This window comes from Paenibacillus sp. S33 (genome assembly GCF_053615415.1).
In genome coordinates, this window is record NZ_JBSIEZ010000001.1 from 655,927 (window position 1) to 671,335 (window position 15,409).

19 protein-coding genes and 1 pseudogene are annotated in these 15,409 nt (G+C 46.1%); 11 read left to right on the top strand and 9 right to left on the bottom strand.

Annotated features, from left to right (window positions below; translation table 11 throughout):
* Positions 1-70: 70 nt before the first annotated feature.
* Genes ACWGXJ_RS03090 through ACWGXJ_RS03100 form a run of 3 tightly spaced genes read left to right on the top strand, consistent with a single transcriptional unit; the run spans position 71 to position 1,811 of the window.
* A complete protein-coding gene (locus ACWGXJ_RS03090; RefSeq protein ID WP_452566160.1) occupies positions 71-412 on the top strand; it encodes a hypothetical protein in 342 nt (113 codons plus the stop codon).
* The gene (locus ACWGXJ_RS03095) at positions 360-1,430 is read left to right on the top strand and encodes an N-acetylmuramoyl-L-alanine amidase (RefSeq protein ID WP_452566161.1); all 1,071 of its coding nucleotides are present in this window, start codon (positions 360-362) and stop codon (positions 1,428-1,430) included. The genes ACWGXJ_RS03090 and ACWGXJ_RS03095 overlap by 53 nt, the downstream gene beginning before the upstream one ends.
* Before the next feature lie 15 nt (positions 1,431-1,445).
* Positions 1,446-1,811, top strand: a complete 366-nt coding sequence (locus ACWGXJ_RS03100; protein ID WP_029516299.1) for a phage holin, LLH family — start codon at positions 1,446-1,448, stop codon at positions 1,809-1,811.
* 42 nt (positions 1,812-1,853) lie between these two features.
* On the opposite strand, the pseudogene mscL reads toward ACWGXJ_RS03100, so the two are convergent.
* Positions 1,854-2,012, bottom strand: a pseudogene (mscL, locus tag ACWGXJ_RS03105) (large conductance mechanosensitive channel protein MscL); the annotation flags it as partial.
* 151 nt (positions 2,013-2,163) lie between these two features.
* On the opposite strand from mscL, the gene ACWGXJ_RS03110 reads away from it, so the two are divergent.
* Both ACWGXJ_RS03110 and ACWGXJ_RS03115 read left to right on the top strand, forming a co-directional pair.
* On the top strand, positions 2,164-2,607 hold the full coding sequence (locus ACWGXJ_RS03110) for a carboxymuconolactone decarboxylase family protein (protein WP_235307126.1): 444 nt from the start codon (positions 2,164-2,166) through the stop codon (positions 2,605-2,607).
* Between the two features lie 18 nt (positions 2,608-2,625).
* Entirely contained in the window at positions 2,626-3,567 is a 942-nt protein-coding gene (locus ACWGXJ_RS03115) for a sigma-70 family RNA polymerase sigma factor (RefSeq protein WP_452566162.1), read from the top strand.
* A 75-nt stretch (positions 3,568-3,642) separates the two neighbouring features.
* On the opposite strand, the gene ACWGXJ_RS03120 is transcribed toward ACWGXJ_RS03115, so the two are convergent.
* The 5 genes from ACWGXJ_RS03120 to ACWGXJ_RS03140 form a co-directional block, all read right to left on the bottom strand.
* Positions 3,643-3,981 (bottom strand): DUF4870 domain-containing protein, encoded by a 339-nt coding sequence (locus tag ACWGXJ_RS03120; protein ID WP_254350847.1) that lies wholly within the window; start codon positions 3,979-3,981, stop codon positions 3,643-3,645.
* A 326-nt stretch (positions 3,982-4,307) separates the two neighbouring features.
* A complete protein-coding gene (locus ACWGXJ_RS03125) occupies positions 4,308-4,991 on the bottom strand; it encodes an MOSC domain-containing protein (protein ID WP_336077933.1) in 684 nt (227 codons plus the stop codon).
* Positions 4,992-5,544: 553 nt separating this feature from the next.
* On the bottom strand, positions 5,545-5,826 hold the full coding sequence (locus ACWGXJ_RS03130) for a hypothetical protein (RefSeq protein ID WP_061831084.1): 282 nt from the start codon (positions 5,824-5,826) through the stop codon (positions 5,545-5,547).
* A gap of 30 nt (positions 5,827-5,856) precedes the next feature.
* Positions 5,857-7,008, bottom strand: coding sequence for an MGDG synthase family glycosyltransferase (locus ACWGXJ_RS03135; protein WP_250259519.1), 1,152 nt, complete (start codon positions 7,006-7,008; stop codon positions 5,857-5,859).
* A gap of 43 nt (positions 7,009-7,051) precedes the next feature.
* Entirely contained in the window at positions 7,052-8,089 is a 1,038-nt protein-coding gene (locus ACWGXJ_RS03140) for a serine hydrolase domain-containing protein (RefSeq protein WP_235307129.1), read from the bottom strand.
* Between the two features lie 365 nt (positions 8,090-8,454).
* Between ACWGXJ_RS03140 and ACWGXJ_RS03145 the strand changes: the two genes are divergently transcribed.
* Positions 8,455-8,643: a hypothetical protein gene (locus ACWGXJ_RS03145; protein ID WP_007428354.1), complete on the top strand. Its 189-nt coding sequence runs from the start codon at positions 8,455-8,457 to the stop codon at positions 8,641-8,643.
* A 105-nt stretch (positions 8,644-8,748) separates the two neighbouring features.
* A complete protein-coding gene (gene map / locus ACWGXJ_RS03150) occupies positions 8,749-9,531 on the top strand; it encodes a type I methionyl aminopeptidase (RefSeq protein WP_446675036.1) in 783 nt (260 codons plus the stop codon).
* A gap of 66 nt (positions 9,532-9,597) precedes the next feature.
* On the opposite strand, the gene ACWGXJ_RS03155 is transcribed toward map, so the two are convergent.
* A complete protein-coding gene (locus ACWGXJ_RS03155; RefSeq protein WP_452566163.1) occupies positions 9,598-10,884 on the bottom strand; it encodes a hypothetical protein in 1,287 nt (428 codons plus the stop codon).
* Positions 10,885-11,029: 145 nt separating this feature from the next.
* Here ACWGXJ_RS03155 and ACWGXJ_RS03160 point away from each other — a divergent pair, with 145 nt between their 5' ends.
* Positions 11,030-11,542, top strand: coding sequence for a GNAT family N-acetyltransferase (locus ACWGXJ_RS03160; RefSeq protein WP_322161617.1), 513 nt, complete (start codon positions 11,030-11,032; stop codon positions 11,540-11,542).
* On the opposite strand, the gene ACWGXJ_RS03165 is transcribed toward ACWGXJ_RS03160, so the two are convergent.
* Entirely contained in the window at positions 11,531-12,790 is a 1,260-nt protein-coding gene (locus ACWGXJ_RS03165; RefSeq protein WP_235307133.1) for a DUF438 domain-containing protein, read from the bottom strand. The genes ACWGXJ_RS03160 and ACWGXJ_RS03165 overlap by 12 nt on opposite strands.
* Positions 12,791-12,804: 14 nt before the next feature.
* Positions 12,805-13,032, bottom strand: coding sequence for a DUF1858 domain-containing protein (locus tag ACWGXJ_RS03170; RefSeq protein WP_069291011.1), 228 nt, complete (start codon positions 13,030-13,032; stop codon positions 12,805-12,807).
* A 235-nt stretch (positions 13,033-13,267) separates the two neighbouring features.
* On the opposite strand from ACWGXJ_RS03170, the gene ACWGXJ_RS03175 reads away from it, so the two are divergent.
* The 3 genes from ACWGXJ_RS03175 to ACWGXJ_RS03185 are packed head-to-tail and all read left to right on the top strand — an operon-like array spanning position 13,268 to position 15,407.
* Complete coding sequence (locus ACWGXJ_RS03175) at positions 13,268-13,987, top strand: hypothetical protein (protein ID WP_069291012.1); 720 nt, start codon at positions 13,268-13,270, stop codon at positions 13,985-13,987.
* Positions 13,988-14,028: 41 nt separating this feature from the next.
* On the top strand, positions 14,029-14,430 hold the full coding sequence (locus ACWGXJ_RS03180) for a GntR family transcriptional regulator (RefSeq protein WP_039270421.1): 402 nt from the start codon (positions 14,029-14,031) through the stop codon (positions 14,428-14,430).
* A 17-nt stretch (positions 14,431-14,447) separates the two neighbouring features.
* Positions 14,448-15,407, top strand: coding sequence for an ABC transporter ATP-binding protein (locus tag ACWGXJ_RS03185; protein ID WP_250268995.1), 960 nt, complete (start codon positions 14,448-14,450; stop codon positions 15,405-15,407).
* Positions 15,408-15,409: the final 2 nt, after the last annotated feature.

Consider the following 15,409-nt stretch of genomic DNA (forward strand, 5'->3'; position numbering starts at 1 on the left):
GAATACTAACTACACACCTTATTAAGGACCCCGGATTATCGGCGGTCCTTTTCTTTATGGGGGAAACGATATGGAATATATAGAACTGGATGATGATAGCCGAGAGTGTGCAGTATCTCCAGAGTTTTTGAATATGGTTTTATGGTTACTAGGCCCGACAGCACGAGACAAGTTTTTATACCCGGCGGTGGACAGCAATGTACGACTTCATAATTTCAGCGGCAGAACAGATCATCAAGAATGGGCTTTCACTGTCGACGGCAGCCGGAATAATATTTTTAATCCTAAAGCAAAAGAAAGTGAAAAGACTACTTCGGAAGTGGCTTCCTTGGCTGCTGACCGAGGAACAAGATATACGAATGATGCGAATGGAATCCAAGATAGATTTAATCATGCAGGAGGCCGGGATTGAATGGGATGCGAACACGCCAAACGAAGATTTGCCAAACTTTCTGAAGGGGCCAAGACGGCCCTTTTTATTATTCTGGGCGACGTCTACCTTTGCCCAAGATGCCGACAAATCCAACAACTGGAGGGACAACGAGATGGAGAAAAAGACGATCGTAATTGACGCAGGACACGGAGCGAAGGACCCGGGAGCACTCGGGCCAACAGGTAAGAAGGAAAAGGATTTTAACCTGACTATGGCTATTAAGGTGGAAACTTTCTTAAAGGACAATCCAGAACTGAAGGTAATCCTCACACGCGGTACAGATGTATTTCTGGAGCTTAAAGAGCGTGTATCCATCGCTAACAAAGCTGGTGCGGATGCCTTCGTCTCCATCCATGCCAATAGCAGCAGTAACCCCGATGCAACAGGCACAGAGACGTACTATATGCGGCCTACCAGCAAGAACCTTGCCAACACCGTACACAAATATATGGTAGCAGCTACAGGGCTAAGAGACCGTGGCGTGGCTTATGGTAACTTCCAAGTTATACGCAGCACAACAATGGATGCTGTCCTGGTTGAAGTAGGCTTTATCAGCAACGCGGTGGAAGAAGCAACGCTGTTTGACAACGACTTTCAAAACAATGTTGCTCTAGCCATTGCTAAAGGCTTGTGCGCTCATGTAGGCGTGCCATTTACCGGACCTGATACAAAGCCTACACCAACGCCAGTTACACCTAAACCAGCCGATAAGCCAGCAACATACCCAGAAATTGAGGTGATTGTAGGCAAACAAGATTTTGTTGGCTATAGCATAAAGAATGTAACTTTTGTACCATCCAGACCAATCGGTGAGATGCTTGGCGGTAAGATCGGATATGCAGGCGGCAAGGTTACTATCAATGGCGATGCAGTAGAAACAGTCAACATTAACGGTATCGGTCATGTGCCAGCTCGTGCGCTAACCACAGCGCTAGGAGCACGTATCTTTTGGGACAAGACAAATCCAAAACGGGTGGACATTTTCCCTAAACTATAATAAGGAGCGATTAAAATGAAGGAACAATTAATAGAAGCAGCTCAACCGTATGTATTAACCATCGTAACAGCGCTGATTGGTCTATTGGCTACGATTGCTACAAGTGCTCTTAAAAAGGCGCAGCAGAAGGCTACTGAATACTATGTATCCAATACGTCGGTCAAGGATAGAGAGTTCTTGCATAAGGTGGGCGTAGAAGCAGTAGCCTATGCGGAATCCGTGTTTAAGGATTTTGAAGGAGATAAGAAGCTGCAGGAGGCCATTGACTATGTGATTGGCAGGTTGCGTGTAATGGGCCTGAATGTGACGGAACAGGAGATACGGGCCGTCATCGAAAAGGCTGTGCAAGATTATAACGCAAATGCAAAGAAATCTGCTTGAGCCCTTAGGGGCTCTTTTTATGTTAAAACTTTGTACCTATGTACCCCATGGCTTACCAATCGGAGGCATGATAATATCGTTTACCACAGAAGTGACAATCTTGCCAAACGCTCCACCGATGATAACACCGACCGCGAGGTCAATCACGTTACCCCGTACAGCGAATTCTTTAAATTCTTTTATAATACCTTTTCCGCTCATGTGAGTGCTCACCTTCTTTGCATAAAATCATTTATCTATAATACATGCTATGCCAATTGAGGGCAATTCCAAATTGATGTATTGCACTTTGTCACAAAATCACATGTTCATTTGTCTTCTATATGTAAACCAATAATGGAGGCGATGTATCGTGAGTTTAAGATTTAATTACAGTGCAGTGAGTCCTAGTACGTTCAAGGCAATGATGGAGATGGAAAAATATATTTCCGGTCGTTTTACAGACAAAGTATTGTATGAACTACTGAAAATTAGAGTATCCCAAATCAATGGATGTTCCTATTGTCTGGATATGCATGCGAAGGATTTGCTCAAGCTGGGGGATTATGCTGACCACATTTTGCAGCTAGCCTTATGGCGGGAGGTTCCTTTGTTCACGGAAAAAGAACGTGTTATGCTTGAATTAGCTGAAGCGGTCACCCGTATCTCTGAACAAGGGGTACCTACGGATTTGTACAATAGGGTCAGAGAACAGTTTACAGAGGAAGAATACGTAGACTTGATAACCGCGGTTAACGTGATTAACAGTTGGAACCGGATTGCAATTGCAACGGGGATGTATCCGGGCATTCTTTAATGAACAGGGGGCTATGCTTTGTCTGGCAAAGAACATAGAATTGAACAACAATCGGTGGATGTAAATCTGGAGGAGCTGTATCAAAGATATCGTAAATATTCTTTTTCCATTGCTTATCGCATGCTTGGAACGGTTACAGATGCCGAGGATGTAGTTCAAGACTGCTTTGTCGAGCTGAAGAATAAGCCCCTGGATGATTTACACAATCCCAAAGCCTATGTAGCCAAAATGACGATGAATCGGTGTCTAAATCTGTTGAACTCTGCACGCAAGCAAAGAGAGACATATGTAGGACAGTGGCTGCCGGAGCCGTTGGGTGAAAGTGCAGATCTTCCTGCGGATTGGTTAGAGCGTAAAGACATGATATCTTACGCTTTTCTGGTTTTGCTGGAGCAGCTAAAGCCGATAGAGCGGGCTGTTTTTGTGCTGAGGGAAGCTTTTCAATATGATTACAAAGATATTGCGGAATTGCTAGGGAAGACTGAGAGCAACTGTCGTCAGTTGTTCAGTCGCTCCCGTCGTATTCTATCTTCGGGAGAATCTGCTCTTGAGGCTCAGTCCAGTCGCAATGTGAACAACTCTTCCCGAATAAAACTACTAGAACGTTTTACAACCGCCTTTCTTGCCTACGATGTGACTGCTATGCTGGAACTACTGGCTGAACAACCTGTATTCGTGTCAGATGGCGGAGGTAATGTGCATACGGTGATGAGACCGATGGTTGTACGTAAAGGCGTTCTCGCCCTGTTGACCTCTCGTCGGGTATTAACTGTTTTACGAGAAAGAGATGTGGTCCACACCGTCATTAATGGTGAGGTCCAGCTGGCGTTTCTGGAAGATGGAAAAGTGAGAGAAACCTTATGTCTCAGACTGACACCGGACGGGGAGCATATTCAGAGTTTTTATTTAATGGTCAACCCAGATAAGCTGGGATACATTCATATAGGACAGAAGAAGTGAATTTGCGATAAAAAGTAATCATTAAAACAGCAAAAACCTTGATTCCTTGCTTAGGATCAAGGTTTTTTGCTGTTTTCATAACTGCCGGGCTTGATGAAGAGCCAGATCGCCTACCCAGGGAAGCTTGAGCCACTTGCCTTGTCCCGCGCGAATTAACAGGATGACCCACAATACAAGGCCTGCCAGCGTTAACAGGGAAGCGAGGAAAGGACCGAGTAGCGGAATGAATCCGACCAGCACATGTCCGATCATGAGGGCTACAAAAAGAAGTATGGATTGCAGTGCGTGAAATAATACGAATCGGCTTTTCTTTTCCAGCATGACAAAGGCCAGCGCGCCAATAAAGGCGAACAAATAGCACAGGACAGCTGCTATATTTTCATCCAATCCTGTGGAAGACTTATAGACTGACATGTCAGGCATATCCTCCTTTATAAAAGATTCAAGCTAAGTCTCCGTACTATACAAGCTATGAGGGCAGGATTGAAGGATATGCCCGATCTCGGTAAAAAAATTGGCTCTACACAAAGGATAAGCGGTCAAGCGAATGGATATACTCGAATTTGGCGATACCCTTTTTTTTACTTTATTGGTTTGCAAATGACCGATAAAGTGCCACGTTCCGTGGTTGAAGGGCCTCCCATTTGGACTGCGCTTCTGTCGCATCGCCCACAAGCTTCGCAGATTCGATGTTCGACTGCAGCCAGTCGAGCTTGCAAATTCATTGAACCACTTCCACCTTACGAATTGCCTGATAGTCTTTCCCGAGAATCCGTTTCGGTTCCCGCCAAACGTTTTAGAAACGTATTTCTCCAGTTTAAGGACAATTCTTCCACTTCGAGAATTTGTTTAATACCCTCGATATGAGCCTTCTCTTGATGCATAATTCGATTGGCAAATGAAACCGTAATTGCTTTCGGATGGCGATGAAGGAGGGATAGTCCGTCGGCTTTAGAGGCAACTCCCTCTTCCAGAACGCGGAAGTAGAATCCCGTGTAGCCTGTTTGCTGTACCTTCAAGGGCATGTCCGGTACGCCGTACTTGATGGACAACTTGTAGCAAGGCTGTCTCGGCTGGCTAACTTGAACGATAGCTTTGCCAAGCTTAAAGACGTCTCCAATGCAAACGTCGGATTCTAGCAAACCCTTTATCGTTAAATTTTCCCCGAACGCGCCGTAATCGAGCGGTCTCCGCAATTCATTTTCCCAGAACGGATAGTGCTCGTAGGGATAGACGCATACAGCTTTCTCTTTACCCCCGTGATGAACTAGATCGCCCTGCCCATCCCCTTCGAAGTTTAGATAAGATAAATACAAATATTCATCTGTGGCCGACTTGAATATCCCCGTAGAAACGTCCTTCTGATTAAACTGGATCTGCTTGGGCATGCCGACATTAAGTGAAAGGATTTTAATAGATGCCATTCGGATCACCCCTACTCCAAATTTTGGTCAACGAGTTTTGCTAGATGCTTCTATATACCGCGTTCCTGCATATGTTCGCCCGCCTGAAGCGAGAATTTCTATGATGACTACGCCTTTTTACATTTCGGTAATTCCTCTTTTGACTCTGTTCGTCCCCGTTTCCATTTTACACTCCTCTATGCGCTATTTGCGAATTTCGATTAGTCTTCGTTAATGGGATAGAGTCCTTTTTGGGCAACTCATCGTTCTGGGAGCGATGTTCTCGTTCGAACATACCCGATCTCGGTAAAAAAAGAATTAGAGAATGTGTATAAAAATACGAAAAAGGCTGAACGAAAAGGATTCGCTCAGCCATTCACACGGTTATGCACAGGTTTTGCACATCTTGTACGCACTTTATCCACCGCACATTACTATTTATCCACAAAAACAGCATGCTTTATGCACAATTTGTGCACAAACTGTAGACAATATAACGATATCTCACACTTTGCACACAGATTGTCCACAAACTATCAACATATTGGGAGTAACTGTGGATATACTTCCGTAATTATCGGTCGCCAGTTTTTAAATGGCGGCGCGGATGTGTGATTTTCCCCATTTTATTCTTGTCATCCTTTTTGGGGATAAGTCGTTCATCAGTACGTCCTTCATGATGATTATCAAAGGCGTATTCGGTCATTTTCCACTCGGAAGTACCCAAAACAACATCAGAGGGAAAATGCTGACCTCTGTGCAAATGCTGTTCATGTCCATCCTCATCAATATAAACACCATCCACTTCTACCTTTTCACCCGAAAGCGGGAGCAAATCCTTTCCTTCGCGTTCCATTGGTATCCCCTCCGTCTGGCTTATTCTTCGTTAATTTGTCCGTACGGAAGGTCTTTTATCCACAAGCTGATGCAAAATATCCTCGGCAATCTGGTCTGCGGGATGAGGCTTGCGAAGCAACTCAATCGCCTGCGTCATCTCTTCGGCAAGAGAGGGGATGGAAATCAGGTCGAGACAATGCTGAATCAGCTCCTCCGTAGTGCGCGCAATACGGGCAGCTCCTTTTTGCTGCAAATACAGAGCATTATTTAGCTCCTGACCGGGCACGGGCTTGAACACAAGAATAGGCAAACCGGATGCAATGCTTTCCGAGAGTGTAATGCCGCCGGGCTTTGTAATCACCAGATTGCTCGCACGCATAAGTGCTGGAACAAAGTCCACGAATCCATAGGTGTAAATGTCCGGGTGGTCTGCATACAGCGCATCCAATTCTGCTTTCAGTTGCTGGTTACGTCCGCAGACGATGAGTAGCCGCAACTGAGGAAGCTGGCTTAATTGCCGACAGATATCCAGTATGCCGGATAGCACACCATAGGCGCCTGCCATTATGAGTAGTGTAGTAGTCTCAGACTGTGGTGATGGAATTACCTGTTCCTGAACAGGAACTTCGTTAGCAGACATGTTATAAAAAGAAGCGTGAATCGGAATACCCGTAGCGATAATGCGTTCGATAGGTATTCCCCGCTGGGCGGCTTCCTGCTGGATATCCTCAGTGGCTACATAGTAGCGGTCAATATCAGGATGCAGCCAGCGCCCATGCAGATCGAAATCTGTAACCACGTTGACAATAGGCAAATTCATTCCCATTTTGCGGCGTAACGCCGGGAGCGCGAGCTGCGGGAACGTATGTATCACGAGATCCGGCAACTCCTTTTTCAGTGTGAGCGTAAGTTGACGCATTCCGAATGAATGCAATACATGGCCGAAGGCGGATTTTGCCTGCATACCGCGCGTAATATTATAGACCCAGCCGTAAAGCTGAGGAATGGTTTTGAAGCTTTGCATATATACAAATTTGGTCAGACCGTTCAACCAGGGATGAGATTCAGCCATCAGATCGAGAAGTTGTACCTCGCAGCGTCCAAGTCTTCGCAAACTGTCCATAATCGCCCGAGCGGCCTGCACATGGCCTTCCCCGTAACTGGCGTATAATATTAGAATTTTTGGTGCTGAGACTTCCATGTTGTTTAGCCTCCTATATTCAATAAGCACATTAAAGCTCATTTCAGGAACGTTCCAAGTTGAGGGAGGATACGGCTGGCAAAACGTAGCGCTCCAGCAGTGTTCGCGGATTTTTCCAACGGCTCACCTTGCTATCTGCTGTAAATACTGCGACTGCGTTCGCTTCTGGCACAAGATAAATTTGCTGTCCTCCATGTCCGTGCGCACACGCGTAGTTGATGCCATGGAGTCGTCCTGTCCACCATTGGAATCCGTAATCTCCGAATTCTGGATACCCTTCAACCTGTCGCTGTGTCGCCTGATGCAGCCAATCGGCCGGAATCAATTCTTTTCCGTTCCAGCTGCCTTGATGAAGGCAGCAATCGCCGAATTTAGCCATGTCACGCGATGTCAGATATAGCCCGATGTGTCCCATGGTGTAGCCCTCTGGATCTTGTGCCCAACCACTTCTCCCGAAACCTAAGGGTTCGAACAGATGCTGGAGAGCGTACGTATAGGCGTCAATCCCACAACAATGGGTCAGCAGCACGGACAACAGGTGCGAATCAACACTACGATATTGGAATACACCGAGTTGATCCTCCTGTACAGGTAAGCGTAGAGCAAAGGATGGCCAGCTTTTGCTGCGATGAAAACGGTGGATAAAAGCTTCTCCGAGCTTTTTACCCGTTTGCCAATACAAGCCGGATGTCATGGTCAACAGATGGCGAATCGTAATCTGCTCTAGCAGTGTTTCCTTCCGCCTAGGTAAATACTCAGGCAACAGCTTATGCACAGCCGTCTCTGGCCCGGGCATATCACCGCGAGCCATAGCTATGCCGATGAGCGTGGAAGTGAAGCTTTTGGTCGCGGATCGCAAATCGTTCAGAGAGCTTACTTCATGCCCGTTATAATAGCGTTCCCAGATCAGTTTGCCGTGGCGTAGTAGCAGGAAACTGTGCATTTTAGGAAACTTGGCTTGGATTTCACGGTCTGCCTGATCAAGTAGGGAGACATTGACGCCCTCCTCTTCACAAGTTCCTATGTTCAGGGCAGACATACGGGCAACAGGTGCAGTGAACAGCGGAGCAAAGCGGCTCATCCTTTTCCCTCCTTGTTATGTTTATTTATTTTACCCCAAACACATACACTCCAAAAACCGATAAATAAGGTATACCCCCTGTGCAACAGCTGATTGAGTACCCCAAATGACATGATGCGTAAAAGATAGGTAAAATCAATGTAAATTTACTGGAAAGCTGAAAGCTGTATCTGAATATGTTATAATGGGGTAGTGATTCAGCCAAAAGAAATTCGGTTAATAATAGTGTCAGGTACATGCCTTGTATAAGGTGTTCCCGACCTAAGCTGCAATTAGACATACTACTTCACTGCATAAGGACATCAATACTTTTCGGCATTCTCTTCAACGGAGCACTTATTTTCAACGTTTTGGGAGGGAGTTACATGGCAACGAAAGGTCACAATGAAGTTAAGGAAAGTCTGCGGGAAATGACTCGAATTTTCCGGCCTAAGGATCCCAAAAAATTTGTAAAGGAATATGTGCGAAAATACCGGATTACAGGAGGGTATGAGGAAGAGTTGACCATGGTGGTGGAAAACGAACTCGGTCGCATAAATTCTTCAGTATCTTAAAGGGTTCGATTACCCGAAAAACTAGAAATACGACTTTTATAAACCGTCTATCCACAGAGGAGACGGTTTTTTTGTGTCCGCCTTGCATACAATGGGATAGGTTTAGTGAATTTGTATGCTCAAAGGAGGCGGATTCCAATAGAGATAGCAATACGAACACCGGAGGAAATCGGCTACATGAGGGAGGCCGGACGTATTTTGGCAGATTGCCATCGTACGCTGGAAAGTCGTATTCTTCCGGGAATCACAACGCTTGAAATCGATGCTTGGGTGGAGCAGTTTTTAAGCAAGCGCGGAGCTACGCCTGAACAAAAGGGCTATAAAGGTTTCCCTTATGCCACCTGCGCTTCGGTCAACGAGGTGGTATGTCACGGTTTTCCCTCGGAGCGGGTGCTTCATGATGGGGATATTGTGACCATCGACATTGTGGTTAACAAGGACGGTTGGCTGGCTGACCGAGGATGGACTTATGCGGTAGGTAACATTAGCCGCCCGGTAGCACGACTGTTGCGGCAGACCCATAAGGCACTGATGCGCGGTATCGAGGTTGCCCGCCCGGGGAGGACGTTGGGGGATATCGGGCATGCTGTGGAAAAAGCGGCAGGCTGGCGGCGGTTCGGCAACGTCAAGCCTCTGATCGGGCATGGCATTGGCCGCCAAATGCATGAGCCGCCAGAGGTTCTGCACTACGGTCGTCCCAAAACGGGATTACCGCTGCGCGAAGGGATGGTGATTACCATTGAGCCGGTATTTACCCTCGGAACCGAGGGGGCCGTGCTCTGGGGGGACGATGGCTGGACCATCAGCACAGCAGACGGCAGTTGGGGAGCTCAATACGAGCACACAATTGCGATTACAAAGAACGGTCCTTATATTTTGACCTCGTAAAAGAGAGTTGTGCCATAGGGAGTCAATGTGCGGGTCGTTAGCATAAGGCTCTCTAGGTAAGTTTTTTCAGGATGACACATTCATTGTGGTTGTAGAGATTTTACGATAAAGCAACAGATAAATTCCCAGCTCGACAGGCGAGGAAACAGCCATCACAATTCCCGCCACTTTGCCGTCCAGTCCTGGAAAAAAGCAGATACACAGAATAAGCGCGAGAATCGCAAAGCTCACAGAAAACAGCCTACCGATAAAGATAGGTTTAGTATTACCGATTAATATCGACCGTCCTATAAAATATTCTACCCAAGGATAAAATGCAACATAGACAGCCAGTATGCGAAGCAGTCCTCTGGTTTCTAGCAACAGTTCTCCTTCCAATCCCAATACATTCCGTAACACAGGATCACCAGCAAATCCGAAGGAGAGTAACAGGAGTAGCATTGGCGACAGGATAGACAAAAAGCTTAAACATATCAGCACTTCCCTGCGTTTGGTCGTATAAAATTGAATCACAATTTGATGCAAAGAGCTGCAAAACCAGACAAATAGATTCAGGATTTGCAGTGCTACAGAAAAGGATGCCACGGCCAACAGTGGATCAGTTGTATTGTTCAGCGCTGCTTGGATGGAAGGATTCAGAATAACCAGTACCAGCGCCGAATATAGCAAAGGAAGGTAAAAAGGTAGGAGATGCTTCGCGTGATGGATGGTTTGCTCCCCGTTGTCAGGAGGCAGCTTTCTTTTGAGAACCCGGCCTTCTAAAAAAGTAACGACCAGCTCTATGAGAATACCTGCAATAAAAATGGCGGCACCGACTCGTCCGTCATTCGTCCAGCCAGCACGGATCAAAAACCAGGAAGCAATTAGCATGACGATAATACGTATGGACGAGCTGAATGTCATCCATGCCGTTCGGTGCTTGTTAATAATAAGTCCCTGATATATGTTACGGACAGCTACCAATATGTATAGTAAAGTAAGAACCTGAAATACGCTCTTGGTGGGTTCGACCAATACTGGGGACACACCAAATACATATTGAAAGACCAGATTGCCTACGGGCGTCAACCCGATGCTCCAGCCGATGATCAATATAGCCACAGCCACGAACGTACATAAAATACCGATAGAATGAACGGACTTGCGATCATAACCGAATTTCGTGGTCATTTGCCGTACAGCGGTTAACGGAGTTTCCAACAGTAGGCACAAGCTGACGGCGACCGCATAGCTGCTTAATGTAAACGAAGGATGTTCCGAACGAGCAAGCACGGCATTGACGATGACATGCGTTAGTGCAGCAATTAATGACGAAATGCCAAGCGGCACATAAAATGAAACAATTTTATTCAAGTCGAATCCCCCAGTAAACGAATAGTGTAGTGAACGGGTTATCCTATCCAACTTCACTAAACAATGAATATCCTTATTATAGATCAAGATTTGGATCGTCGATATAATAGAGTGCATAATATTGGAAACTAGGAGTGGAACTTACATGAACATCAGGGAAGCAACGATATCAGATGCCGAGGGCATCGCCAAGGTGCACGTAGATTGCTGGAAGACGACGTACAAAGATATAATGCCTGCCCAGGTTCTGGAACAGCTTTCCTATGAGCAAAGAACAGAACTGTGGAATGCGAATCTATCCAGTGAAGACGGTCATCGGGTATATGTTGCTGAAAATGAGAAGGGGGAAATCATCGGATTTGTGAGTGGGGGGCCGGAAAAGTCAGGTGAATATCCCCCGTATGGGGGAGAAATAACGGCTATTTACGTTTTGAGTGAATACCATAGTTTAGGCTTGGGGAAGAGACTATTTTTACGTCTGCTTCAACATTTTAATAGTATGGATATTCACTCTGTAATCGTATGGGTGCTAGCAGATAATCCAGCATGTACTTTTTATGAAAGGCTGGGGGCCAAACTTATAGTAGAACAACATATTATAAATATGAGTGGCAAAAACCTGAACATGGTGGCTTACGGTTGGATACTATTCGGATAGAATACGCTTTTGTCCTTCCAAAGCACGAATCGGTGCGATATTTTGCGTGAATTCCAACGTTCCCAGATAGCGGCCCTCTGCATCACGGATGGCAAAATAACGGATGTAGACAAATTTGTCCTTGATTGGAATCCAAAAATCTTCAACATCCTTGCGACCTGCCTTAAAATCTTCCAGCAGCTTCTCAACGACATGCACGCTTTGGGGGGGGTGGCAATTCTGTACGGTACGACCAATGACGGCTTTCGTGCGCGCGAAGATTCGTTCCTTACCATGGGAAAAATAGCGAACAACATCATTTTCATCAATAAAAGTCAGGTCAACGGGTAGATGATTCAACAGTAGTTCCAATTGTTGTACAGATATAATCCCCGTCTCGAATCGCACGAAGCCCTGCGGTGTTCCAGATGTGCCTTCCGTTTGCTCAAGGGCTTCTGCCGGTTCCTCTGCCCGTTCAGGTATCCATTCACGTTCGGGAGCGGTCAAGCAGAACCCGATTTCTTCGCTTTCCCGGGCTATTTTCAGCCACTCATCCTCTGTCAGCTTACTGAGTGCCATCGGTAGCAAAATATTTTCTTCCTTGAATATCATTTCATTCACTTCGCTCATGATATGGGCAAGTGCCTTCCCAATCTGTTCACGATCTCCGTTATATTCGGTGAGCAGACTCTTCGCTTCCTTAATCGCGGCACGAATGCTGTCGTCCACACCCCACATGACTTTGGTTGGGCCAAAAATTCCATAGCGTTCTAGATAAGGAAAGACCAGATTTTCTTTGCGGCTATAGTGCTTGTCGAGATCGAGCAGCAGACTTAAATCTTCCAGTAACTTGTAGATGATTTTGGGGCTGTCGTCCTTTTGAAATTGGTCCGCGTGCAATGACAACTTGAAGTTGACCAATTGTTCGATCTCCCGATTTTCCAGCTTGAAGGTATGAACAGGATGTCCCGGTTGTTCCTCTGGTCCTGAAGGACGGTGAATATCTTCAATGGAACCCTTGAATATCGATGTATGCACGGAACAAAGACGCTGCACTTCCGATACGGGAATTCCCTCCTCGGTCATCAATGCATGCTCCATAGCTGAAATTTCCGCTACGCTTACTCCGCCAACAGCCTCTGCGAAACGCGCTTTGACTTCCTCCACGCTTTTCCCGGCATGTAATTCTTTTATAATTTCCTTTAGCGTTTGTTGGCGTTCCGTTAATTCCTGTGCTGTATGTTCACGGTTGTTAATTAGCTCGCTCATGATTGTTAGCTCCTTTATTTTTGAATGGTAAAACCATGTTGCAAAAACGTGCTTTCCACGGTTTCCATAGCTACTTTTTTCATTGCAATACCTTTGGACAGTGTCATAAAACGACCTGCGGTCTGTAACATGCCAGGCTTGGCGATATCGTGAAAACCCAGCTCTACCATAATGTCCTTCACTTCGGGATAACGATTAACAAGGTTAAATATGGGCTCATCCCAGTGCAGTATCTTATCCATTTATTCATCCCCTTGATTGAGAACGTTTATCATTTACAGAGTAGCATAGGTTCTGACGAGCTTTTGTGATTGTACGCACAATTTACATTCAGGTGTTGACAGTTGTAATTCATGGTTTATATACTGTGTATAAGGATATATACAGTAATAACACTGATTACTGTAATAATAACTTCGTATGAAGAGAGAACGAGGTCGTCATTACAGGCAGTGCAGAAGGGATCAGGATAAGAAAATGACAATCATCAAGCAGGCATGGAAGATTAACCGGCACGATTTTCGTAACAATCCATATGTCATGCTGTGGACATTGCTGTTTATTGCGTATTTGGGATTTACTATGAGTTTTGCTGTAAGTGTGCAATGGGGTGAACTTGGAAACTTGAGTCCAGTAGCCGATTTTATCATGCTGGTGTTGATTCCGTTTCTCGGATTCATTTATAACCGCCGTGCTTTTAAATATCTTCAGGAAGATTCCTATACGCATATGCTAGCCTTTTTCCGCACTTTGCCTATACCGATGAATGCGGTGATTATGAGTCGAATTCAACAGGCGCTTTTGGCGTTTGTTGTGAACAGTGTAATATTTTTCACTCTATTGTTTACGTTGTCAGCTACGTTTCGGGTATATGCCAGTACAGGTTTCTTTGTATCGTTTGCACTTACCTGGATAGGCTACGGAATGCTGATTCAAGCCATTTATATTCATTTGGAATTTCTTAAAAGAGGAAAATCCTACTTTTGGCTATCCATTGTCATCATGCTCATTTGTGGGATAGTTACGATTATAGTTCGAGTATGTGGAGCCAATCTGGTATCGTTAACAGCATTTTATAGCAAGGAATGGAAGCTGTTGTCTCCGGTGATGTGGGGAGCGTTGCTGGCAGGAGTTCTGGGTATGTGGGTGTCCTATAAGGTGACACAGCGTAGGCTTATGAAACGGGACTTAACTTAGCGGTATGTGTACAAAGATAGATAAAAAGGGGGGAGAAGCAGGTGAATATACCAGTGCAAATTGATGAGAATAGCGCGGAACCGCTGTATGCACAAATTGAAAAGCAACTTCGTTCACTCATCGTAACCGGACAGATTGCAGCGGGAACGCTGCTTCCCTCCATTCGGGAGTTTGCAGGGACGCTCCGCTGCAGCGTCATCACCGTCCGGCGGGTCTATCAGGATTTGGAGAATGAAGGCTTGCTTCGTACCCGGCAGGGGACGGGCACCTTCGTAGCTCTGGTCGAGGACGATAAGCGCTCAGGTTATCGCCTTAAAGCAGTGACCGAGGCGTTGGAAACGGCGATTGACACAGGCATTGCTGTGCAGATGACAGAACAGGAATTGTTGGAGCTTTTCGCAGAAATGGTGAAGAGAAGGTATGAAGTCCAAGTGAAGGAGTGACGCCCGTGAAGAACGATATAAATCATCATGTGGAAGTTCCTATGGGGATACAGATAAAAACACCCATTATTGAGATGAGCCAAGTCTATAAAACCCGAGGTAACCGGGAAATTGGACCGATTAATCTAACCATTGAACCGGGATATGTAGTCGCTTTGGCTGGACATAACGGATCGGGCAAAAGTACATTGATTCATCTGCTGACTCAGCTTATCCACCCGGATTCCGGTGAAATCCGTTGGTTCGGTCAAGCGTATCCAGACGGCATGCCGGCAGATACACGACAATGGGTTGGGTATATGTCAGAGCAGCCAAGCCGGGAGGAAGATCGAATCACGGCAGAAGAAGCAGCGGCTTTTCGAGCCTTGTGGTATCCCGGCTGGGATGAAACACGTTTTCAGCGTCTGATGGAACGATTTCAGGTCCCTCAGCATACGAAATTATCGCGCATGTCCAAGGGAGAGCGTCGTAAGTTTGAACTGGCTGCAGCCTTGGCACCTCACCCTCGTTTGTTGCTGCTGGATGAGCCTTCGTCGGGTTTAGACCCTTTTGCCTGGAAAATCATGCTGGAGGAACTGCGGGATTGTATGGAGAACGGCAAAACGACGGTCATTATTGCTACTCATATTATAGACGAGATCAAGCGTTTGGCGGATTATATTGTCCTGATGCATGATGGCAAGCTGCTCGGCAAGCTGGAAAAAGACCATTTGCTCGAAAATAGCAAAGAAATGTGGTTTGAAGGCACGCCAGAGGAGGCATCGGAGCTTCCGGGAGTGGTAGAGACGGAGAGCGAAGGCGGATTGCAGCGAATTGTAACGTTGGCAGCCGGAGAGACCAGCGCCATATTGGAACAAGCGGGCATTCGCCCTATCCGTGTGCGGCGTTTGGAGCTGGATGATATTTTAATACATTGGTCTGCTGGACAACTATCAGAAGATGCGGAGATATACACGCAGAAAAAAGGAGCGGAGTAATC